Raw genomic sequence first — 22,092 nt, 5'->3', positions numbered from 1 at the left:
TTATTCCAAATTCCCTCGGCCGCAGGAAGCTTCATATCGGGAGGCAGGAAACAAGGAGAACCCGAGAGCCGGTACGGAAAACATACAACCGGAAACACAAAACTATACGGAAGATGAATCGAAGCAAGAAAAACGGACGGACGATCGGCGCCATGGCATTGATTGCGTCGATGATACCGGTCGTCCTGACGGCTCAGGCCCGAGAGACCGGAGTCGACAAGACGACCTGGCTCTATGCCGTCAAGGGAACGGACAGCCTCTACATGGACCGCTATGTGGCCGAAGCGTCCCGGGAAACGAACGCGCCCTGTCTGATATTCGCTTTCGGAGGCGGGTTCGTCGGCGGCGAGCGCGACAATCCGGCCTATGTTCCCTATTTCGAATATTTCGCACGCAAGGGGTATGCCGTCATATCGATCGACTATCGGCTCGGACTGCGCGAGACGGCCGGAAGCCGCCCCGACCCGGCCGATACGCCCGAAGCGCTCGCCGAACGGTTCTTCGCAGCGGTCGATATGGCCGTCGAGGATCTGTACGACGCCACGTCCTTCATCGTCGGACAGGCCCGGGCATGGGGCCTCGACCCCTCGGCCGTCGTAGCCAGCGGATCGAGCGCCGGGGCGATTACGGTCCTGCAGGGCGAATACGAACGATGCACGGGCTCGGCGCTGAGCCGCCGCCTGCCCGAAGGCTTCCGCTATGCAGGCATCATCGCCTTCGCAGGAGCCGTTTTGGAGAAAAGCTCCTCCGGTCCGGTCTGGCGGGAAAAACCCGCCCCGATCCAGCTATTTCACGGCGATGCGGACTGTAACGTTCCTTACGACAGCATCGGCACGGGCGGCGCGGCCCTTTACGGATCGTTCTATCTGAGCAGGCAATTCCGCCGGATGAACACGCCGTTCTATTTCTATTCGGTCAGCAGCGCGGCTCACGAGATGGCCGTACGGCCGATGGACCGGAACCGTGCCGAAATCGGCATTTTTCTCGACCGGCTGGTGCTCGGACGGGAGCCATTGATGATCGAGACGCAAGTCGAGCGGATCGGAACTCCGGCCACACGGAAAAAGATCACGCTCTCGGACTTCATCCGGGCCAACTCGGGAACATAGGCCGAATCCGCTCCGTCTCCGGACGAAAAACAGCGGATTCGCGTCCGCCGCACGGATTGCATGGACGTGCGTCCCGCATGGAGCGTAACGAAAACGTATCGGGATCGCAGTTCGCTCAAAACCGGGAATCGGCTCCGCCCCTGTCGCCGGCAGCCCGGCCGAACAACTCCCGGTATAGGAGACCGCTAAAGAACGTCGTCTACGCAAACCGGTGCGACACGGTCCGAAGATAACCCCCCGCCGAGACCGATGGCGCGCGGACGACCCGGACCGTCCGCCCCGGCAGAAACGGCAGGAAAGCGCAGCCGGACTACAATTTTCCGCCGGAATCGCCTCTGAAACGAACCCGACCGACCGCTCCGCCGAGTCGCGCAACGAAAAAACACGGTCTATCCGACCTCGGCCCGTATCCGGCGGATCAGCCGGCGATAGCGCCGCCAGTAGAGAAGCGCGGCCACGCCGAGACCGAAGATAAACCCGACCCACAGCCCCGGAGCCCCCATGCCGAGCGTGAACGCGCAGAGATAGCCGACCGGCAGATTGATGACGATGTACGACACGAAAGCGTACCGCATCACGATTTTCACATCCTGCATCCCCCGCAGCACGCCGAGCAGCACGACTTGCAAACCGTCCGAGAACTGATAGAGCCCGGCCATGATGAAAAGCTGCGCGGCAACCGCCGCGACGGCCGTGTCGGAGGTGAAAAGCAGCGGAATCCAGTGTCGCAGCCCGATAAAGCAGCACATCGTGAGGAAATTGGTCATCAGCGCCAGATGGCACGAAGCGGTCGCGGCGCGGGTCAGACCGTCCAGATCGCCGCGGCCGAAACGGTGACTGACCAGAATCGTCGTCGCGGAGGATATGCCCACCATCGCCATAAAGGCGAAATTGCCGAACGTAACGACGATCTGGTGCGCGGCCAGCTCGACCGCTCCGATCCATCCCATCATGATCGACGACAGCGCGAAGGCCGACACCTCGAGCACCATCTGCACCGATATGGGCAGACCCACCGACAGCAGTTGCCGGGTCCGCCTCCAGCCCTGCGCCGCCCAGGTGAAAAAACGCAGGTAACGCCGGAACGAGACGTCGCGCAGAAAATAGGCCAGCATCATCAGCGGCATGCAGATCCGCGAGATCAGCGTCGCCAGACCGGCGCCCGCCGCGCCCATTTCGGGGAACCCGCACTTGCCGTAGATCAGCAGATAGTTGAACCCTATGTTGATCGCGTTAGAAGTCAGCATGACTACCATCGCCGCACTCGTATTGCCCACGCCTTCCAGAAACTGCTTGAAAGCACAGTACATCATGAACGGCACGATCGACCACGACAGATAACGGAAATAGGGCCTCGCCTGAGCGACGACCTCGGGCGCCTGCCCCATCCGGTCCATCAGAGCCTCCAGCCCCAGCAGCAGCGCCAGCAAGACGATTCCGGTCGCGGCATACAGCACGAGCGAATTCTGAAACAGAGCGGCCGCGCCGCGCAGATCGCGCTTGGCGTACGCCTCGCCGACCAACGGCGTCAGCCCCAGCGAAACGCCCATGCCCCAGAACATGAAGATGACGAACACGGCTCCGCCGAACGACACGCCGGCCAGCGGCAGCGCGCCCAACCGGCCGACCATCGCGTTGTCGGCCAGCTGCACGACGACCTGCCCGACCTGCGACAGCATCACCGGCGCGGCCAGCGTCAGGTTCTCCCGGTATTGCGGCAACCAATTCCGGAGTTTTCCTTTCCAAGCGAAACGTTCCATAGAAGCGCAAAGATAACCCGAATCCCGTTGTGCCGCAAATTCCCGAGACGCCGAACCGACCGTCGGACAGAAATACGAAGAAAATCGGCAGGTGGCATGCCGGAGTCAGGACCTCCGCCGGAACGAAACGCTCCCTCGTCCTTAGCCCCGCTCCGGACAGCGATGACGGGCAAGCAGGAACCGCAAGGCCCGGACTGAGCCGAAAACCAAACGGATACGGTTTCCCTACCGGGGGAAACGACCGGGAGCCGAGTCCGGCACGACGTGCGAGACGGGACCGGGCGAACCGGCGGTCGCCGCCCTTCTGCGACAGACCCGCGAAAAAAGCTTCGGCGGCCCTTTCACGGGCCGCCGAAGCGAAAACGAATAACCGCCGACTACGAGGCGAGATGAGTAGGCGAGTCGGCCGGCGCGACGGACAGCTCGATCCGGTCCCCGTCCGTGCAAACCGTAACCCGGTCGCCCGCATGCACGGCGCCCGCAACAATCAGTTCCGACAAAGGCTCCTCGACGCGGTCGAGAATCGTCCGGCGCAGCGAGCGGACGCCGTAGGCGGGCTCGTAGCCCAGCTTCACAAGCAGGCGCTTGGCCTCGTCGCTCGCGTCGAGGGAGTAGCCCAGCTCGCTCACGCGGCGGCTCAAAAGCCCCAGCTCCAGCTCGACGATGCGCAGCACGTCCGCATCGGAAAGCGTCCCGAAGGTCACGATGTCGTCGATACGGTTGATGAACTCTGGAGCGAAGCTTCGCTCCAGATTCTTGCGATAGGCCGCCTCGCGGTTGAGCGTCTGCATGGCCGGTTTCGAGGCCGTGTTGTATCCGACGCTCTGGGCGCGCTGAGTAGCCTCGCGAGAGCCGACGTTTGACGTCATGATAATGATCGTATTGCGGAAGTCCACCCGGCGGCCGAGGCCGTCGGTCAGCTGACCCTCGTCGAAAATCTGTAGCATCAGGTTGAATACGTCGGGATGCGCCTTCTCGATCTCGTCGAACAGTAGCACGCAATAGGGACGACGGCGAACTTTCTCGGTCAGCTGGCCTCCCTCGCCGTAGCCGACATAGCCCGGAGGCGAGCCGATCAGCCGGCTCACGTTGTGCTTCTCGGAATATTCGCTCATATCGACGCGCACCAGCGCCTCCTCGGTATCGAACAGATACTTGGCCAGCTCCTTAGCCACATGGGTCTTGCCGACGCCGGTCGGACCGACGAACATGAACACCCCGATCGGGCGGTTGGCATCCTTGAGTCCGGCCCGGCTGCGGCGGATCGCGCGGGTCACCTTGCGCACGGCCTCGTCCTGCCCGATCACGACGTCGCCCAAATGCCTCTCCATGTCGAGCAGGCGGGCCTGCTCGTCGCCGGAAATGCGGGACAGCGGGATACCGGTCATCGAGGCGATCACCTCGCGGATAGCCGTCTCGCCGACCTCGATCGGACTGCGGGCCATATTTTCCCGCCACTGCTTCTCGACCTCCTGCAGCCTCAGCCGCAAGGCCCCCTCGCGGTTGCGGAGCGTGGCCGCCAGCTCGTAGTTCTGCATCTTGATCGCCCGGTTCTTCTCCCCGGCCGCCTGCTCGATCTCCTGCTCGAGGAGCTTCAGCGACTCGGGGACCTGAGCGTCGAACGCTCGGGCCCGGCTTCCGGCCTCGTCCATCACGTCGATGGCCTTGTCGGGAAAGAACCGGTCGGTCACATAGCGGCGGGTCAGGCCGACGCAGGCCGAGAGCGCCTCGTCCGTATAGCGGACGCAATGGTGCGACTCGTACTGGCTGCGGATGTTGTGCAGCATATGCAGCGTCTGCTCGGCCGACGGCTGCTCGACGACGATCTTCTGAAAACGGCGCTCCAGCGCGCTGTCGGTCTCGATGTTCTCACGGTACTCGTTCATTGTCGTCGCGCCGATGCACTGCAACTCGCCTCGCGCCAGGGCGGGCTTCAGTATATTGGCCGTATCGAGCGATCCCTGCGTGCTTCCGGCCCCGACGATCGTATGAATCTCGTCGATGAACAGGATCACGTCGCTGCCCGAGAGCTCCTTGAGCAGCGCGTTGATACGCTCCTCGAACTGTCCGCGGTATTTCGTTCCGGCCACCAGCGACGACACGTCGAGCGAAAAAATCCGCTTGTGAAGCAGCACGTGGGGCACGCTCTTCTGAACGATGCGCAGCGCCAGCCCCTCGACGATGGCCGACTTGCCGACGCCCGCCTCGCCGATCAGTACCGGGTTGTTCTTTTTGCGGCGGCCCAGAATCTGGATCACCCGCTCGATCTCGGCCTCGCGGCCGATCACCGGGTCGAGCTTGCCCTCAGCGGCACTGCGCGTCAGATCGACACCGAACTGGTCGAGCATGCTATCCTTGGTCTTGTCGCCGGCCGGAGCGCCGATACGCATCACGCCGGAGAAGAGCCGCTCGGGGTGCTCGCCCTCGTCGTCGCCCAGCAGCGACAGAAAGCGCATGTTCTCATAGTAGTCCTCGTTGGGAGGCAGGTCCTTCAGGAAAGGAGCCGCCGTCTCGCCGGTCACGTTGTACAAGGCCAGTATCCGCGAGCTGATCGAGCCGCGGTCGTCGAGAATCGCCCTCAGCAGATGTCCCGTGTTGAGCATATGCTCCACGACGCAACCCTTGCCCGCATCGGAAATGATTTGGCGCAGCATCGACTCGCCGTTGATGGCGATCGTCTGCCGGAGAGCCTGCCTCTGGCCGTCTTGCGCGACGACAGGTCCGAGCTCGCGCTCGAGGCGCGTCTTGATCTGATCGATCTCCCAGTTTTTGAGCAGTTTCCGCAGCACATGGGAGGCATGGCTTTCCTCCTGCTTAAGTATCGCGAGAAAGAGGTGATCCGTCGTCACTTCCGAACTGCTGCGGCGACGCGCCTCATAGCATCCTCCCAGAAGGACCGACTCCAGTTTCTTCGTTTGCTTAATTTGCATGGCGTTTTCCTCATTTGATTTTTCTGGAAAGATAACGCCGCGCGAAGACGCTTTATTATAGTTTCAGCCGCCGGGGCCACTCGCCGACTTCCAGATCGCGGATATCCGCTCCGTCGATCGTCAGACGCACGGCCGTCCTAACCTGGTGAAAGCCACTCAGCCCCGCAGCGCCCGGATTGATGTGAAGCCAGTCGTTGCGCCGGTCGTAAATCACCTTCAAAATATGCGAATGTCCGCTGACGAATATCTTCGGCCGGCGCAGGCGCAGCTGCGCCTCGACGCCCCGCTCGTAGCGGCCGGGATATCCTCCGATGTGAGTCATCGCCACGCGCACCTCCTCGCAGTCGAAAAGCTGCCAGCGCGGATAAGCCAGACGCACCGCTCCCCCGTCGATATTGCCGCAAACGCCACGCAGCGGCTTGAAGGCCGCGATCGCGTCGGCCGTTTCGATTCCTCCGAAGTCGCCGGCATGCCACAACTCGTCGACATCGGCGAAAAAGTCGCGCAACGGCGCGTCGAACGTGCCGTGCGTATCCGAAAGTATTCCGATTCGTTTCAAAGCCGATCTCCCTTCCGCATTCTGCGATAAATCGATTATCTTTGTAAAGGTAATTCTTTTTCGCATGCAAACCAACATCCCGCTCGCGGAACGCCTGCGTCCCCGGACGCTGGACGAATACATCGGTCAGGAGCATCTGGTCGGTCCGGACGGCGTTTTCCGACGCTTTCTGGAGACGGGCAACGTTCCTTCGTTCATTCTGTGGGGCCCTCCGGGCGTCGGCAAGACGACGCTCGCGCGGCTCGTGGCGACCGCGCTCGACCGGAAAATGTTCACGCTCTCGGCGATCAACGCCGGCGTCAAGGACGTGCGCGAAGTGATCGAGCAGGCCCGCAAGAACCGCTTCTTCAACACGCCGGCCCCGTTCCTGTTCATCGACGAGATCCACCGTTTCAACAAGTCGCAGCAGGACTCGCTGCTCGGAGCCGTCGAGCAGGGGATCGTCACGCTCGTCGGCGCGACGACCGAGAACCCGTCGTTCGAGGTGATCTCGCCGCTGCTGTCGCGCTGTCAGGTCTACGTGCTCAAGGCGATGGAGGAGAGCGACCTGCAAAAGCTTCTGGACCGGGCCATAGCGACCGACACGGTCCTGCAGGAGCGCAAGGTCCGGGTCGAGCAAACGGCCGCCCTGTTTCGCTTCAGCGGCGGGGACGCGCGCAAACTACTGAACATCATCGACATTCTCAGCAACGCCACCGAAGGCGAGATCGTCATCAGCGACCGTAGCATCACCGAATGCCTGCAACAGAACATCGCCCTGTACGACAAGAACGGCGAGCAGCATTACGACGTGATCTCGGCCTTCATCAAGTCGGTGCGCGGCAGCGATCCGAACGCGGCGATCTATTATCTGGCCCGCATGCTCGCCGGAGGCGAGGACCCGAAGTTCATCGCGCGGCGGCTCGTAATCCTCGCCTCGGAAGACATCGGGCTGGCCAACCCGAACGGGCTGTTGCTCGCCAACGCCTGCTTCGACACGGTGCACAAGATCGGCATGCCCGAAGCTCGCATCACGCTGGCCGAAACGACGATCTACCTGGCCACGAGCCCCAAGAGCAACTCGGCCTACATGGCGATCGACGCGGCTCTGGCTCAGGTCCGGCGCGACACGACGAACCGCCCGGTCCCGCTGCATATCCGCAATGCGCCCACATCGCTGATGAAAGAGCTGGGCTACGGCGAAAATTACCGGTATGCGCATGATTTCGAGGGTCACTTCGCCGAGCAGGAGTTCATGCCCGAAGGATTGGAAGGCCGCCGCTTCTACACGCCGGACGACAATCCCAAAGAGCGGCAGATCGCCGAGCGGATCCGCACGTTGTGGAAAGGAAAATACTGATTACAAAAACAGCTTTCCGAACCTGCGGGCAGAAGCCTGCGCGCGACAACCGGCCGTGACGCCGGATCGCAAGGAAAGCGACTTCGCGATTTCCGCACGGCGGGGGCAACCCGTTCGGACCGGCCATGCGTATTCCGGCCGGGGAAACGGTCTTGCTCGCGCGATGCCGCGAACGTCCGCCGACTCGTTTCCGGCCGCGCAGTCGGGACCACTCCTGAAAACGAGCCGGACACAGCCTTCCCCGGACGGAACCGCCCCCGGCACGCCGTCTCCCGGCAGGAACAAAAGCGACAGTACCGGAACACGGAGCCCGCGCCATGCCTGCGGCACGGCCGCCCGCGCGAGGGGAAACCGGCCCTCGGACAACATTTGCCAAATCGGAAGGAAATAGCTACTTTTACTCGGTCAAAAAACTTTCCGAGCCATGAATACCCGAGAAATTCTGAGCCATATTCCCAACCTGCGGCATCTCGACAGCGGGATGTTCCTGCTGATGGCCGGCCCGTGCGTCGTCGAGAACGAGACGATGCTCCGGCAAGTGGCCGAAACGGCCTGCCGGATCACCGAGCGGTTGCGGATACCTTATATATTCAAAGCGTCGTACCGCAAGGCCAACCGCTCGCGGATCGACTCGTTCAGCGGCATCGGCGATCTGGAGGCGCTGCGCATGCTGGGCGCGATCCGAAAAGAATTCGGCGTACCGGTAGTGACCGACATCCACAATCCGGAAGAGGCCGCCATGGCCGCCGAATACGTCGACGTGCTCCAGATACCCGCCTTCCTGTGCCGCCAGACCGATCTGCTCGTAGCGGCGGCCAAGACCGGCAAGGCGGTCAACATCAAGAAAGGGCAGTTCCTCTCGCCCGAAGCGATGGCTTTCGCAGCCGGCAAAGTACGCGACGCGGGCAACCCGAATATCCTGCTTACGGACCGGGGCACAATGTTCGGTTATCACGATCTGATCGTGGACATGCGCAGCATTCCCTCGATGCAGACGCTGGGCTATCCGGTCGTCATGGACATTACGCACTCGCTTCAGCAGCCCAATCAGGGCAGCGGAGTCACCGGAGGCCAGCCTGCGATGATCGAAACGATCGGCCGCGCGTCGATTGCGGCGGGGGCCGACGGGATTTTCATCGAGACGCATCCCGATCCGTCGGTCGCCAAAAGCGACGGAGCGAATATGCTCGCGCTCGAACGGCTCGAGGGACTTCTCGAACGGCTGTGCCGCATCCGGACGACGATCAACGAGCTATAGCGCCCGAAAGGCGTCGGCCAGCAAACCTCCGTTCCGCGAGAAACGCCCGCCTTCGCCTTTTCATACGGACGGACGGCGGGCCGGCCGACGATACGAAGCACTCCGGAACATTTCCTTTGCGAGGCGACGACATCGCAGAAGCTCTCCGGCAATTGTTAATAAAATCACAACAAATCGGGCCAAACAACCTTGCCGGTTTGCGATACGAAGCGTAATTTTACGGCAATGAAAAGGAAGTGGATTATCATAGCGGCTGCGATAGCGGTCGCGGTCATTGCCGTCGTTCTGATCGTCTGTCTGTGCGGCCGGAACGAATCGCACGCACTGCCGGCCGAAGAAGCGGCCGAGGAAGAAACGGTCGAGCTGCTGTTCGGCATCGACAAGCAACGGTACGACATCGAGCAAGGTATTGTCAGGGAGGGAGAGACGGCCGGCCAGATTCTGGCCCGGTACGGAGTCGGAGCCGGCACCATCGACCGGATCGCCAAAGCGGCCGAACCGGTCTTCAGTCTCAAGAATATCCGGTTCGGCAAGCCTTTCACCGTATTCCGCGAGAAAGACTCGACGTCCCGGCTCGCCTATTTCGTCTACGAGCCGACGGCGACCGACTACCTGATCGTCGATCTGAGCGGCGACTCGGTCGACGTCCGCAAGAACGCGAAGGAAGTGACCGTCGAGCGGCGGATGAAAACCGCCACGATCGAGAGCTCGCTCTGGAACTGCATGATCGACAACGGAATGAGCCCGAATCTGGCTATGGAACTGTCGGAGATCTACGCATGGAGCATCGACTTCTTCGGCCTGCAAAAGGGCGACAATTTCACGATCATTTACGACCAGCAGTTCGTCGACTCGACCGAGGTGGGCCACGGCACGATCTGGGGTGCCCGTTTCGAGCACGGAGGCAAGACATACTATGCCGTTCCGTTCGTGCAGGACGGCAAACTGAGCTACTGGGACGAGCAGGGCAACAGCCTGCGCAAGAACCTGCTCAAGGCGCCGCTCAAGTATAGCCGGATCAGCTCGCGCTTCTCGAACGGGCGCATGCATCCGATTCTGCGCATCCGGCGTCCGCATCACGGGGTCGACTACGCCGCGCCGTCCGGGACGCCCGTCGTAGCGGTAGGCGACGGAGTCGTTATTTTCAAAGGATATGCCGGAGGAGGAGGAAACACGCTCAAGATCAAACATAACAGCGGATCGCTCGTTTCAGGCTACTTGCACTTGAAAGGATATGCGAAAGGGATCGCCAAGGGAACGCGCGTAAGGCAGGGGCAGCTCATCGGCTACGTAGGCTCGACCGGGCTGTCGACAGGTCCGCACTTGGATTTCCGGCTCTGGCGCAACGGTACGCCGATCGACCCGCTGAAAGTCCCGACCGAACCGGCGGAGCCGATCCGCGAAGCCAACCGAGCGGCTTTCACGGACATCAAGGACAGGATACTGGCCGAGTTGCAAGGCAGACTGGCCGACAGCCTGAGGGTCACCACTTTCGAGCAGACGCCCGATACCGCCGCGCGAACCGCGAAAACCGACAGCGTCCCGCAAAAATGATCGACCGAAGGATAACGGATTTCATCGCCCGGCACCACGTGCTGACGCTGTCTACCGTCGCGGACGGCATGCCGCACTGCTGCAACCTGTTCTATGCGTACGATCCGCAGCGGAACCTGTTCGCGGTCACCTCGTCGGACGAAACGCTGCATGCGAGGCAGGCGCGGCAGAATCCGCGCATCGCGGCCTCCGTCGTACTGGAAACCCGCGTCGTAGGCAAAGTGCAGGGACTTCAGATACGCGGCACGATGATGCCGGCGGAAGCGGAGACGCTTCCTTCCGTACGGAAAGTCTATCTCGGACGGTTTCCGTACGCGGCCGCAGTCAAGCTGGAATTATGGACGATCCGGCCCGATTTCATGAAACTGACCGACAACCGGCTCGGTTTCGGCAAAAAGATTGTTTGGGAAGACCGAACTAAAACCGAACGCATTGGACAGTCTGAAAGATAAAACGATAGCGGTCACGGGAGGCACGGGACTCGTGGGAAGCCATCTGACGGCCGAGCTGCTCCGCGAGGGTTGCTCGGTCCGCCTGATCGTCCGCAACGCCGGCAAGACGGATCTGCTGAAAGCTACGTTGCGACGCATGGGCGTGGCCGACCGTTACGACCGGATCGAGTTCCGGCAGACCGCGCTGAACAATCCGCACACGTTGCGGGAGGCCGTCCGAGGCACGCAAGTCCTGTTCCACTGCGCGGCTCAGGTCTCGTTCGATCCGGAACGGGCGGACGACATCGTCTCGTCGAATACGGAAATCACGACCCACATAGTCAACAGTTGTCTCGAATGCGGAGTCGGACTGCTCGTGCATTGCAGTTCGATTGCTACGCTGGGAGAACCCCGACACGAGGGAGAACCCGTCACCGAGTCGTGCACGCTCGACAGTCCGGTCGGAAAGTCGGCCTACGCGATCAGCAAGATCTATGCGGAGAACATCGTGCGGCGCGGCATCGCACAGGGACTGAAAGCAGTCATCGTCAACCCGGCCATCGTCATCGGCGAAGGGAACTGGACCAGCGGCAGCTCGCTGCTGATCGCTTTCGGCGCGCGCGGAGGCTTTTTCTATACCCGGGGCGTCAAAAGCTACGTCGACGTCAGGGATGTCGCCCGGGCCATGGTCCTGCTGGCGCAAAGACCGGAAACGGCCGGGAGCCGGTTCATCCTCTCGGCGGACAGCCTCTCTTTCCGCGATTTTTTCGGCATCGTCGCCCGAGCGGCGGGACGCCCTGCGCCGAGTATCCCGATCGGGAAACCGGCGCTTCGCATGGCGTCGAAGCTGGACGAGAGAATCAGCCGCATGACCGGGCGAGAGTATCTGTTATCGCCGTCGGTAGTCGAGAACGCCTCCAGCCGCTCGCGCCACTGCGGCGAACTGATATCGCGGACGACCGGCTTCCGATACACTCCGCTGCACGAAACGCTGAAACGCGTCACCCGAGCATACATCGATGAAAAACGCAACCGATAGCATAGCGGTCATCATCGTGGCCGGAGGCAGCGGTGCCCGCATGGGGGCCCGGCTGCCCAAGCAGTTCCTTCCGCTCGACGGCCGCCCGGTGCTGATGCACACCGTGCAACGGTTCGCCGACGCGCTGCCGCAGAGCCGGATCGTCGTCGTCCTGCCGTCAAGCCATATCGAATATTGGAACAAGCTGTGCCGCCGGCACGGTTTTGCCGTCCCGCATATCGTCTGCACCGGCGGAGCGAACCGATTCGAGTCGGTTTCCAACGGGCTCAGGCACGCCGGCGAGGCCGAGCTGATCGCCGTGCACGACGGCGTACGGCCGCTGGTAAGCCGCGAAATCATCGAGCGCGCGACGGAAGACGCACGGACTTACGGAGCGGTCATTCCGGTCGTCAGACCGATCGACTCGATGCGGCGTATCGACCGCGACGGCAGCCGGATCGTCGACCGGAGCCTTTACCGGATCGTTCAGACCCCCCAAGTATTCCGTGCCGACATCCTGCGGAACGCGTACGCCCGACCGTTCGACGAACGGTTCACCGACGATGCGAGCGTCGTCGAAGCCGCCGGACAACCGGTCTACCTATGCGAGGGCTCGTACGAAAACATCAAGATCACGACGCCGGTCGATATGCTGACGGCCGAGGCCCTGCTCGCCCAAAGACAGCGGACGTCCGCCACAGCCGGCGAATAACTCGTCGGCAGACGCATCCCCGAAATTTTTCGCCGGCAAAGGGTACGCCGGCCGAAAACCTGACCGGACCGGGCGCTTCACGATGTTCCGCCCGACTCCGGACAGACAAAAAACGGATCCTGCCGGATAAGTACGGATACGGTCGGGAAACGTTTCGGCAACTGCGGAAATCCCGACAATTTCCGGAAAATCGTAAGGAATCCGAAGGTCTCTTTCCGATCCGTTTCCAAGCGGGGGACAAAGCGAAAGACCATCCTGCGACAATTCGGGAAACGGCGCGACGACAGGACGGACATGCCGCCCGAAACGGAAGCCCTACCCGGCGACGGCCGACGGATTCTTTTTGCCGAACTTGCGTTTGATCCAGCGCGGAAAGATTATGGCCCCTATAGCCAGGTAAGGATAATAGGTCACGCCGCGCCACAGCAGCGCGATCAGCGTTGCGGCCCCCAGTTGCATGGCCTGCGGCACGACGATCAGATCGCGGCAATAGGTACTGAAGACATACTCGGCGAAACCGCTGCCTCCCGGAGTCGGCATGATCAGCATCATGATCCACATGACGAGCTGGCGCGCGAAGAGCAGAAACTGATCGCTGACCGAGAAAAAGGCCATGATCAGCGCGTTGGCCACCAGATAGCGCGAGCTCCATGACAGAAAGGTCGACGATCCGGCCTTGAGCCAGAATCCCCACCCGGCCCGCCGCAGCTCATGGGACGAACGGACGATGTCGCTGCCGGTCCGACCCGCCGCATGATACCATCTCCGGAGAAAGCGTATCCGGAATATTTTCAGAATCAACCATTTCAACCCGCGAGGATTGACGAACAGGCCGTAGGAAAGAACCAGCACGTAAGCCAGCTTCAGAAAGTACCCGGCCAGCGCGATGCTCATCAGCCCCCGCGTAACGGCCCCGGAGACATCGAAAAGCTCCGCCCGGCCGACGATCAGCATGAGCAACGGAAACATCACGATGAAATAGACCTCGTCGAGAAACGACGTCAGCATGACGATGGCCGAACTTCGTCCGACGCTGATCCCCTCCTTGTGGACGTACAGGATCGCGACGCTCGTCCCGCCGACGGCCGAAGGCGTAATGGCCGACGTGAACTCCCACAGCATGATGACGCGAAAAGCCTGCCGCCAGTTCAGGCTGCCCCCGCTCAGCACGCGTATGCGGATCATATAGCCCAGATCGCGGCCGAACATGAACAGCACGGCCATCAGCAGCCAGAACGCGGTATGCCATGTGAACGAAATGCCTGCGAAAACGGCCGGGTCGAAGTCGCGCCACAACATATAGCCCACGACGCCCAGCCCGATCAGGATCGGATATATGGCATTGCTGAGCTTGATCTTGCCCAGCGGGCTTTTCTTTTCCGGTTGCCGTTCCACTTGCAGTCGTTTTTACGCTTACCTGTTCCTGTCGGCCTTCTCGTCGGAGGGAACCGTTTTGAAGAGTTTGTCGCCCCGGCGGATCAGCGTCGGAACCTTGATCGAGCAAAGAACGCCCTGCGGAGCCTCCTGCACGGGTTTCAACGCCACACGGATCTCCTCGACGACGAACTCGACGACACCGGTCGTCTCGCCGGTCAGAAAGACCGGCTCGCCGACCGACAGCGGAGCCGCCTCGACCTGCAGTTCGATGACGCCGATGCGGGCGAAATAGTTCGTCACCTTGCCCACGTACACCTTGCGTACGGTAGCCGACGATCCGTAAGTCCGGCTCCACTCGCCGGCCCGGGCTCCCATGTAATAGCCGCCCCAGAATCCCCGGTTGAAGACGGTCCGAAGCCTCTCCTTCCATTGCTCCGCCCGTTCGGGCGTGTACGTCCCCTCCTCGATCGCCCGCAACGCCTCGTCGTAACACTCGACGACCCGCTTCACATAGTCGGCCGAGCGGGCGCGCCCCTCGATCTTCAGCACGCGAACGCCCGCATCGAGAAACCGGTCCAGAAAGTCGACCGTGCAGAGGTCTTTGGGCGACATGATATATTTGTTGTCGACGACCAGCTCCTCGCCGCTCTCGCGGTCCCGGACCGTATAGGCGCGGCGGCATATCTGGCGACAGCTTCCCCGGTTGGCCGAATGCGCCGACTCGTGCAGGCTCAGGTAGCACTTGCCCGAGACGGCCATGCAGAGCGCCCCGTGCGCGAACATCTCGATACGGAGCGGCTCGCCCTTGGGCCCCCGCAGATCGCGCGAGCGGATGCCGTCGGCAATCGCGCGCACCTGAGCGAGGCTCAACTCGCGTGCCAGCACGACGACATCGGCGTACTGCGCGTAAAAGGCGACGGTCTCGATATTCGACAGATTGAGCTGAGTGGATATGTGCACCTCCAGCCCGATGCTGCGGGCGTAGAAAATGGCGGCCTGATCCGACGCGATCACGGCGTCGACCCCCTCGCTCCGGGCCCGGTCCATGATCCGGCGCATCTCGGGCAAATCCTCGTCGTAGAGGATCGTATTGACGGTCAGGTAAGTCTTGATCCCGTGCCTTCCGGCCTCCGAGACGATGCGCGACAGGTCGTCGAGCGTAAAGTTGAACGACGAACGCGCCCGCATGTTGAGCTGCTCGACGCCGAAATAGATCGAATCGGCCCCGGCCTGAACGGCGGCGGCCAACGACTCGTAGCACCCCACCGGGGCCATGATCTCCACATCGCTCCGCTTGACAGTCATCGCCCGGTTACTTTCTGCGGTTCAACAACATGTCGGAAAGCTCCCGTAGCGGCGCGAGGCGCTCCTCGGAAAGACGAAGACTGCGAAGCACCTGTCGCGCTTCGTCGAAATAAGAAGCGACGACGCGCTCCGTCGTCTGACGGACCGCCAGCGAGTCGTACACGGCACGGACGGCGGCGATCTTCTCGCCGGAGGCCATCTCCGCGTCGTGCAGCAAAGCAAGCAGCCTCGCGCGGGTCGAAGCGTCGGCAGCCTTCAGCGCGGTGGTCAGCAAATAGGTTTTCTTGCCTACCAGAATATCGCCTCCCACGGGCTTTCCGAACACCGCCGGATCGCCATACGTGTCGAGCAGATCGTCCTGAAGCTGGAAAGCCATTCCTAGGTCGATGCCGAAACGGTACAGCAACTCGGCCTGCACCGGCTCGGCCCCGCCGCACAGCGCGCCGATCTTCAGCGCGCCGGCCAGCAGAACGGCCGTCTTCAGTTCGATCATCCGCAGGTACTCCTCGACGGTCACGTCGTCGCGGCTCTCGAAATCCATATCGTACTGCTGTCCCTCGCAGACCCCGACGGCCACGTCCGTAAACACGGCGAGCAGCTGCGGCAACACGGCCTCGTCGCACTGCGAAAGCAGACGGTAGGCCCAGATCATCATCGCATCGCCCGAAAGAATCGCCACATTGTCGTTCCAGCGCGTATGCACGGCAGGCTTGCCCCGACGCATGTCCGAACGGTCCATGATGTCGTCGTGCAGCAACGTGAAATTATGGAAAACCTCTATGGCCATCGCGGCCGGCTTCGCAGCGTCGATCCCTCCGCGGAAAGCCGAGCAGGCCATCAGCAGGGCGACCGGCCGAATCCGCTTGCCGCCCTCCTCGAGCGAATAGGCGATCGGCTCGTACAGCAGGCGCGGCTCGCGCGGCCATTTCATCGACCGGAGCTCCTGCTCGAAGATCCCCTGCAATTCATTGAAAGAGTACATATCCCGAAATATTTGTCTCGTTAAAACCGGAAAGTGCAAAGTTAGCAAATCTTTACGCAATGCGGGCAGCCATCGGTCCAAATATTCGCATGGGGAAGCATGTCCGGTCCTCGCCGGCCCCCGGAATCTTCCTCGGCGGCCGGCGGAATAGATGTTTTTTGTGCGTCGGATGCCATACCGGACGTTTTTTTTCCTATATTTGAAAACGCAACCAAATTAAAATAATTTAATAACAACGCATCCAATGAAAAAAGTAGCAGTCGGCGTAGATATCGGAGGGACGAACTCCGTCTACGGATTAGTGGACGACCAGGGCCATATTCTCAGCGAGGGCGTATTTCCCACGCGCAATTATCCGGACTCGGACCTGTATATCGAGGAACTGTATATCGGCATCCAGAACCTGCTCAAAGCCGCCGGCGACGAGGTCGAGCTCGTGGGCGTGGGTATCGGGGCCCCGAACGGCAACTACTACCGGGGGACGATCGAGAACGCGCCCAATCTGCCGTGGAAGGGACCGATCAGCGTGGTCGAAAAGATGAAGCGCTTCTTCCCCACCCTGCCCGTCATTCTGACCAACGATGCGAACGCCGCGGCCGTAGGCGAAATGATCTACGGCGGAGCGAAAGGCATGAAGGACTTTCTGGTCGTCACGCTCGGGACCGGTCTGGGCAGCGGCTTCGTGGCCAACGGCCAACTGATCTACGGATATACCGGATTCGCCGGTGAGCTGGGGCACGTTACGGTCAGCCACACCGGCCGCGTCTGCGGCTGCGGCCGCAAGGGGTGTCTGGAAACCTACGTCTCGGCGACCGGCATCAAGCGGACGATATTCAAGCTGATGGCAGACAGCATGGAAGAGAGCGAGTTCCGCCACATCACGTTCAACGACCTGACGGCCGAAATGATTACCAAAGCGGCCCTCAACGGCGATCCGCTCGCCATCGAAGCCTACGAGTATACGGGCATGCTGCTCGGGCATGCGCTGGCCGACGCCGTGACGATCACCAGCCCCGAGGCGATCTTCCTGTTCGGCGGACTGGCCAAGGCCGGCAAATACATTTTCGAGCCGACGAAGAAATATATGGAAATGCACATGATGCCCGTTTTCCGCAACAAGGTGAAGCTGCTTCCGTCGGGCATCGACGGCAAGAACGCGGCCGTGCTCGGCGCATCGGCTCTCGTTTGGCAAAGTCTGACCGGCAAGCAGATGTAACGGCGGCAGGTATACTGCACGAGAAAGCCAGGAGAAACGGCGTACGCCGTTTCTCCTGGCTTTCTTATATCCGTTATATCCGCGCGACTCCTAACTCGATCCATGACCGGACGCAGGCGGCCTCTTTACGCCTGCATTCCGCATCCGTGCATCCGTGCATCCGCACGCTACCCGAACCGGCCTCTTTCACGGAAACATCAGCCCCCGAAGCCGATACCGACCGAACGCATTGGCGTTTCCTCACGATCCGCCGTCCGGACAGCGGCCGGATAAAAGGATGTGCCCGCTCCACGAAAGGGGGAAATCCGTTTTGCATGAAAATTGAAAGATTCCGTACCACGCGCAGCGAACGAAACCCGCGCCGTCCCGCGCGGAACGCCATAACGCGGAATATCCAAAAAACAAAAAAATCGAATTATGAGAAACGGAGTCATGATGCAATATTTCGAATGGAATCTGCCCAACGACGGCAACCTTTGGAAAAAACTGAAACAGGATGCCAAGCACCTGCACGAAACAGGCGTGACGGCCGTATGGATTCCGCCCGCATACAAAGCGGACGAGCAGCAGGACGAGGGCTACGCGACATACGATCTGTACGATTTGGGAGAGTTCGACCAGAAAAATACGGTCCGAACCAAATACGGAACGAAGCAAGAACTCGTCGAGGCCATCGACGAGCTGCACAAGCACGGAGTGCAAGTCTACCTCGACGCCGTGATGAACCATAAGTGCGGAGGGGACTATCCCGAAAAGTTCATGGCTCAGCAGGTCGATCCTTCGAACCGGAACGAGCCGGTGGGCGAGCCGCACGAGATCGAGGCGTACACCGGTTACGATTTCAAGGGACGCGGCGACAAGTACTCCGACTTCAAGTACCACTGGTATCACTTCTCGGGCACCAGTCAGGGCCCCGACAACGAGCATATCGACAAGATATTCCGCATACTCGGCGAGGGCAAGCAGTGGAGCGAAGGGGTAGACTCCGAAAACGGCAACTACGACTACCTGCTGGGAAACGATCTGGATCTGGATCATCCGGAAGTCATTCACAACCTGTTGCACTGGGGTATGTGGGTGGCCAAGGAACTGAACCTCGACGGCGTCCGCCTCGACGCGATCAAGCATATGCGCGACACGTTCGTCAAACAGTTTCTGGAAACCGTCCGCGCCAGCCGCGAAAGCACGTTCTACGCGGTCGGAGAGTATTGGAACGGCGATTTCGACTCGCTGGAAGCCTATCTGAACGTTGTCGGGCGCGAAATCGACCTGTTCGACGTGCCGCTGCACTACAAAATGTATCATGCCTCGCAGAAAGGGCGCGACTTCGATCTGACGGGATTTACCGAAGGATCGCTCGTGGAGCGCTACCCTGCCAACGCCGTAACGTTCGTGGATAACCACGACTCCCAGAGGGGGAGCTCGCTCGAATCCCAGATCAAGGACTGGTTCAAACCGTTGGCTTACGGCATGATTCTGCTGATGAAAGAGGGCTACCCGTGCATTTTCTACGGAGACTATTACGGAATCGGCGGCGAACAGTCTCCGCACAGAGCGGTTCTGGACATTCTGCTCGACGCGAGACGAAAGTATGCCTATGGCGAACAGGACAACTACTTCGACCATCCGAATACGGCGGGTTTCGTTCGTCGCGGCGACGCCGAACACCCCGGCTCGGGGCTGGCCCTGCTTGTCTCGAACGGCGAAGATGGCGAAAAGACGATGTTCGTCGGCAAGGAGCGCCGGGGCGAGCGGTGGCGAGAGATAACCGGCTGCGTCGCCGAGGAAACCACGATCGGCGACGACGGTCGGGCGACTTTCACGGTGCCGGGCGGCAAGCTGGCCGTCTGGGTGCGGAAGTAAGGCGATCCGGGCGATCATATGCTTCACCGTACCCTCTCGGCCCCATACCTGTTTCGGCGCCTCCGTCCGGACGGTCTCTCCCGTCCGGACGGAGGCTTGGCCGTTCTCGCACGACAGAAATCGGGGATCGATGCCGGCACGAATTCAAAGTATATAATCGCGGCAATCCGCCCGTTCCCCCACCGCCGGGCCGGAGAGGGGACACGCCCGCTTCCGGCCGTCACCGTACGACAGCCGCCTCATTCCGACACATGCCGCCCCCGACACGCCCTAATGTACGCCTTCCCCGACCGCCCCTTACGTCCGGTCCTGTCGCCCGCTTCCTCTACCGGTAACGGTTTGCGGAAAGCGGTCATACACCTTACCGCACAGAACGGCCATACGACGTCTCGGACGATCCGGACCGGAACGGCTTCTTCCGTTCGGGCAATGTCATGGCGGCTCACCGATAACGGCAAGCAAGAAGCGATGCCGGCACGCCAAAACCCATGATCGCGATAAGAGATTCGCACCGGCCGAGCCGCTGTCCCGTACCCGGCCGATCAAACATACAACTACCAGGAAGAAAGATTTTTACGTCCGGTCGGACCGACCGGACATTTTTTCGCTATCTTTGGGTACCAAGCCAATCCTAAACCCTCTTTTATGAAAAAATCGCTCGTCCTGCTACTGCTCTCGAGCCTTGTCTCGGGACTGTACGCCCGGCAACCGCGCACCGTCGTCGAACCTCCGTTCGCATTCCGTAACTCGGGCACGCTCGAAATCGAGCGGATCGAGCTCGCGCCCGAATCGACGACCGTCTACATCCAAGCCTATTTCCGACCTCACAACTGGATACGAATCAGCTCGGAAACCTATATCCGCACAGGCGCCGAAGGCGAAAAGCTGACAGTCCGCTCGGCCGACGGCATGCCGCTCGACACCGAGTTCTACATGCCCGAGACGGGACGGCACGACTTCTCGCTGAGCTTTCCTCCCGTCGATCCGAAAACAGCGAAGATCGACCTGATCGAAAGCGACTGCCCCGACTGCTTCAAAATATACGACATCGACCTGACGGGCAAAAAAGCGAAGCCGGGCCGTTCGGCTCTCGCAAAAAAATACAAGAAAGCCGCCCCGCTGACGGAAAATTTCACCGCACCCGTCGTCAGCGACAGCCCGGCCCGGATCGCAGGAGCGATTACGGGCTACGATCCCCGCTTTTTCGACCGGATCGAAATCGCGTTCTACTCTCCGATCGTCGGGGACGGAGCGACCGAACTCTCCGTGCCCGTCCGGGAGGACGGATCGTTCGAAACGGGGCTGAACATCCTCACGCCGATACGCGGGATGCTCTTTCTGCCCGGATTCGTCACCCTTCCGTTCTATGCCGAGCCCGGGCGGGAGACCGCGCTGGAGATCGATCTGGGAGCAGTATACCGTAAAACATCGGTATTCAAGGAACTGCATCCGCAGACTTCCCCTGTCGCATACTACGGAGAACTCGGTCGCGTGAACGAGGAACTGGCCCGATTGCAAAAAATCCAGATCCGAACGGGCACCCTCCACATCGGCTACCACTTCGACCGCCTGACCCGGATTCACGGCATGCGGCCCGAGCAGTACAAACAATACGTTACGGAAGAATCGGCACGCCGTCTCGCCCAGATCGACACGCTGAAGGAGTTCTGTCCCCGCAGCCGGGAGATCGCCGAGAAGACCGTTCGTGCCGAAACGCTGACCGATCTGCTCAATTACTCCACGATGATGGAACACGCCTACCGCACGGTGAACGAGCTCTGGGACCGGAGTCAGCCGCTCGACATCGAAATCGAGAAACCCGACCCGGCCTATTACGATTTCGTGAACGACTATCCGGTCAACGACGAAACGATGCTCGCAGCCGGCACGACGGCCCTCGATGCGCTCAATGACTTCACGCTGTATCTGATCGCGACCCATCCGCAAACGCAGCATCCGGGACCGCAAAACCGCTCGTTCCACCCCGACTCTATCCTGAACGATCCGGCGACCGTGCGTCTGATCGGCTCCGACCGCGGAATACTTTACGACCTGAAGCGCTTTCGGGACATGATCGGCCGGATCAACAACGGTGTCCCGCTGACGGACGCTCAGGCGCAGTCGCTCGATACGCTTTTCAGCAACCGGGCATTCGCGCGCGAAGTGCTCGCACGCCAGCGGCGGATCGACTCGCTGATCGCGGAGAACAAGAAAAAAACGGGATTCGCGATCCGCCCGACGCCGGTCCGCGACACGCCCGAGCAAACGATCGAGGCGATTTGGGAAGCCTACCGGGGAAAAGTCGTTTTCGTCGACGTATGGGAAACCTGGTGCGGTCCTTGCCGCCGGGCCATGGAAGCCACCGAGCCGATCAAGAAAGAGCTCGACGGCCGGGGCATCGTCTACCTCTATCTGGCCAGCGAATCCTCGCCGCTCGAGGCGTGGCACAACCTGATTCCCGGCATACCGGGCGAACACTACCGGCTGGACCAGGAAACCGCCGCCGCGTTGCGGGAAAAGTTCGGATTCAACGGCGTACCTTCCTATCTGCTGATAGACCAGGAGGGGAAGGTCGCATATCAGCGGACCGGATTCGAAGGTCCTGAAAAAATAAGGCAGCTATTGCTCGAAGCTTCGGAAAAATAGGTATCTTCGGGAACGAATACGACAAACGAACCA

16 protein-coding genes are annotated in these 22,092 nt (G+C 61.0%); 10 read left to right on the top strand and 6 right to left on the bottom strand.

Translation table 11 applies throughout. The annotated features are described in order from the left end of the window. The first annotated feature begins 113 nt into the window (after positions 1–113). Positions 114–1,109, top strand: coding sequence for a carboxylesterase family protein (locus NQ491_RS09885; RefSeq protein WP_019245723.1), 996 nt, complete (start codon positions 114–116; stop codon positions 1,107–1,109). Between the two features lie 389 nt (positions 1,110–1,498). Here the strand turns inward: NQ491_RS09885 and NQ491_RS09880 are convergent, their stop codons facing one another. The 3 genes from NQ491_RS09880 to NQ491_RS09870 all read right to left on the bottom strand — a co-directional run bounded on the left by NQ491_RS09880 (position 1,499) and on the right by NQ491_RS09870 (position 6,358). Continuing rightward, on the bottom strand, positions 1,499–2,869 hold the full coding sequence (locus NQ491_RS09880; protein ID WP_019245724.1) for an MATE family efflux transporter: 1,371 nt from the start codon (positions 2,867–2,869) through the stop codon (positions 1,499–1,501). Between the two features lie 377 nt (positions 2,870–3,246). After that, the gene (locus NQ491_RS09875) at positions 3,247–5,799 is read right to left on the bottom strand and encodes an ATP-dependent Clp protease ATP-binding subunit (protein WP_019245725.1); all 2,553 of its coding nucleotides are present in this window, start codon (positions 5,797–5,799) and stop codon (positions 3,247–3,249) included. A gap of 55 nt (positions 5,800–5,854) precedes the next feature. Further along, positions 5,855–6,358, bottom strand: coding sequence for a metallophosphoesterase family protein (locus NQ491_RS09870; protein WP_019245726.1), 504 nt, complete (start codon positions 6,356–6,358; stop codon positions 5,855–5,857). Between the two features lie 64 nt (positions 6,359–6,422). On the opposite strand from NQ491_RS09870, the gene NQ491_RS09865 reads away from it, so the two are divergent. From NQ491_RS09865 to NQ491_RS09840, 6 genes are all read left to right on the top strand, one after another. Beyond that, positions 6,423–7,697: a replication-associated recombination protein A gene (locus NQ491_RS09865; protein WP_019245727.1), complete on the top strand. Its 1,275-nt coding sequence runs from the start codon at positions 6,423–6,425 to the stop codon at positions 7,695–7,697. A 424-nt stretch (positions 7,698–8,121) separates the two neighbouring features. Further along, complete coding sequence (gene kdsA, locus NQ491_RS09860) at positions 8,122–8,955, top strand: 3-deoxy-8-phosphooctulonate synthase (RefSeq protein WP_019245729.1); 834 nt, start codon at positions 8,122–8,124, stop codon at positions 8,953–8,955. A 225-nt stretch (positions 8,956–9,180) separates the two neighbouring features. Further along, positions 9,181–10,509 carry a peptidoglycan DD-metalloendopeptidase family protein gene (locus NQ491_RS09855; RefSeq protein WP_019245730.1) on the top strand — a complete coding sequence of 443 codons (1,329 nt, stop codon included), beginning with the start codon at positions 9,181–9,183 and terminating at the stop codon, positions 10,507–10,509. Beyond that, a complete protein-coding gene (locus NQ491_RS09850; RefSeq protein ID WP_019245731.1) occupies positions 10,506–10,961 on the top strand; it encodes a pyridoxamine 5'-phosphate oxidase family protein in 456 nt (151 codons plus the stop codon). Before NQ491_RS09855 ends, NQ491_RS09850 begins: the two co-directional genes overlap by 4 nt. Continuing rightward, positions 10,942–11,979: an NAD-dependent epimerase/dehydratase family protein gene (locus NQ491_RS09845; RefSeq protein WP_019245732.1), complete on the top strand. Its 1,038-nt coding sequence runs from the start codon at positions 10,942–10,944 to the stop codon at positions 11,977–11,979. Before NQ491_RS09850 ends, NQ491_RS09845 begins: the two co-directional genes overlap by 20 nt. Continuing rightward, the gene (locus NQ491_RS09840) at positions 11,960–12,670 is read left to right on the top strand and encodes a 2-C-methyl-D-erythritol 4-phosphate cytidylyltransferase (protein WP_019245733.1); all 711 of its coding nucleotides are present in this window, start codon (positions 11,960–11,962) and stop codon (positions 12,668–12,670) included. Before NQ491_RS09845 ends, NQ491_RS09840 begins: the two co-directional genes overlap by 20 nt. Before the next feature lie 315 nt (positions 12,671–12,985). On the opposite strand, the gene NQ491_RS09835 is transcribed toward NQ491_RS09840, so the two are convergent. Genes NQ491_RS09835 through NQ491_RS09825 form a run of 3 tightly spaced genes read right to left on the bottom strand, consistent with a single transcriptional unit; the run spans position 12,986 to position 16,334 of the window. Beyond that, positions 12,986–14,065 (bottom strand): lysylphosphatidylglycerol synthase transmembrane domain-containing protein, encoded by a 1,080-nt coding sequence (locus NQ491_RS09835; RefSeq protein WP_019245735.1) that lies wholly within the window; start codon positions 14,063–14,065, stop codon positions 12,986–12,988. An 18-nt stretch (positions 14,066–14,083) separates the two neighbouring features. Continuing rightward, positions 14,084–15,352, bottom strand: a complete 1,269-nt coding sequence (locus tag NQ491_RS09830; RefSeq protein WP_019245736.1) for a peptidase U32 family protein — start codon at positions 15,350–15,352, stop codon at positions 14,084–14,086. Between the two features lie 7 nt (positions 15,353–15,359). Then, a complete protein-coding gene (locus NQ491_RS09825; protein WP_019245737.1) occupies positions 15,360–16,334 on the bottom strand; it encodes a polyprenyl synthetase family protein in 975 nt (324 codons plus the stop codon). Positions 16,335–16,578: 244 nt separating this feature from the next. Here NQ491_RS09825 and NQ491_RS09820 point away from each other — a divergent pair, with 244 nt between their 5' ends. From NQ491_RS09820 to NQ491_RS09810, 3 genes are all read left to right on the top strand, one after another. Then, positions 16,579–17,550: an ROK family protein gene (locus tag NQ491_RS09820; RefSeq protein WP_019245738.1), complete on the top strand. Its 972-nt coding sequence runs from the start codon at positions 16,579–16,581 to the stop codon at positions 17,548–17,550. A 417-nt stretch (positions 17,551–17,967) separates the two neighbouring features. Continuing rightward, complete coding sequence (locus NQ491_RS09815) at positions 17,968–19,413, top strand: alpha-amylase (RefSeq protein ID WP_019245740.1); 1,446 nt, start codon at positions 17,968–17,970, stop codon at positions 19,411–19,413. Positions 19,414–20,058: 645 nt separating this feature from the next. Then, positions 20,059–22,059 carry a TlpA family protein disulfide reductase gene (locus NQ491_RS09810; protein WP_019245741.1) on the top strand — a complete coding sequence of 667 codons (2,001 nt, stop codon included), beginning with the start codon at positions 20,059–20,061 and terminating at the stop codon, positions 22,057–22,059. The last annotated feature ends 33 nt before the right edge of the window (positions 22,060–22,092 follow it).

Origin of the sequence: Alistipes ihumii AP11 (genome assembly GCF_025144665.1) — a bacterium.
Lineage (GTDB): Bacteria > Bacteroidota > Bacteroidia > Bacteroidales > Rikenellaceae > Alistipes_A > Alistipes_A ihumii.
This window is presented reverse-complemented; position numbering and strand designations above follow the sequence as displayed.

Excerpts from the sequence above, each read along its gene's own strand:
- NQ491_RS09885 (WP_019245723.1), top strand. The coding sequence starts at position 114 with ATGAATCGAAGCAAGAAAAACGGACGGACGATCGGCGCCATGGCATTG.
- NQ491_RS09880 (WP_019245724.1), bottom strand. The coding sequence starts at position 2,869 with ATGGAACGTTTCGCTTGGAAAGGAAAACTCCGGAATTGGTTGCCGCAA.
- NQ491_RS09875 (WP_019245725.1), bottom strand. The coding sequence starts at position 5,799 with ATGCAAATTAAGCAAACGAAGAAACTGGAGTCGGTCCTTCTGGGAGGA.
- NQ491_RS09865 (WP_019245727.1), top strand. The coding sequence starts at position 6,423 with ATGCAAACCAACATCCCGCTCGCGGAACGCCTGCGTCCCCGGACGCTG.
- kdsA (WP_019245729.1), top strand. The coding sequence starts at position 8,122 with ATGAATACCCGAGAAATTCTGAGCCATATTCCCAACCTGCGGCATCTC.
- NQ491_RS09855 (WP_019245730.1), top strand. The coding sequence starts at position 9,181 with ATGAAAAGGAAGTGGATTATCATAGCGGCTGCGATAGCGGTCGCGGTC.
- NQ491_RS09850 (WP_019245731.1), top strand. The coding sequence starts at position 10,506 with ATGATCGACCGAAGGATAACGGATTTCATCGCCCGGCACCACGTGCTG.
- NQ491_RS09840 (WP_019245733.1), top strand. The coding sequence starts at position 11,960 with ATGAAAAACGCAACCGATAGCATAGCGGTCATCATCGTGGCCGGAGGC.
- NQ491_RS09830 (WP_019245736.1), bottom strand. The coding sequence starts at position 15,352 with ATGACTGTCAAGCGGAGCGATGTGGAGATCATGGCCCCGGTGGGGTGC.
- NQ491_RS09825 (WP_019245737.1), bottom strand. The coding sequence starts at position 16,334 with ATGTACTCTTTCAATGAATTGCAGGGGATCTTCGAGCAGGAGCTCCGG.
- NQ491_RS09820 (WP_019245738.1), top strand. The coding sequence starts at position 16,579 with ATGAAAAAAGTAGCAGTCGGCGTAGATATCGGAGGGACGAACTCCGTC.
- NQ491_RS09815 (WP_019245740.1), top strand. The coding sequence starts at position 17,968 with ATGAGAAACGGAGTCATGATGCAATATTTCGAATGGAATCTGCCCAAC.
- NQ491_RS09810 (WP_019245741.1), top strand. The coding sequence starts at position 20,059 with ATGAAAAAATCGCTCGTCCTGCTACTGCTCTCGAGCCTTGTCTCGGGA.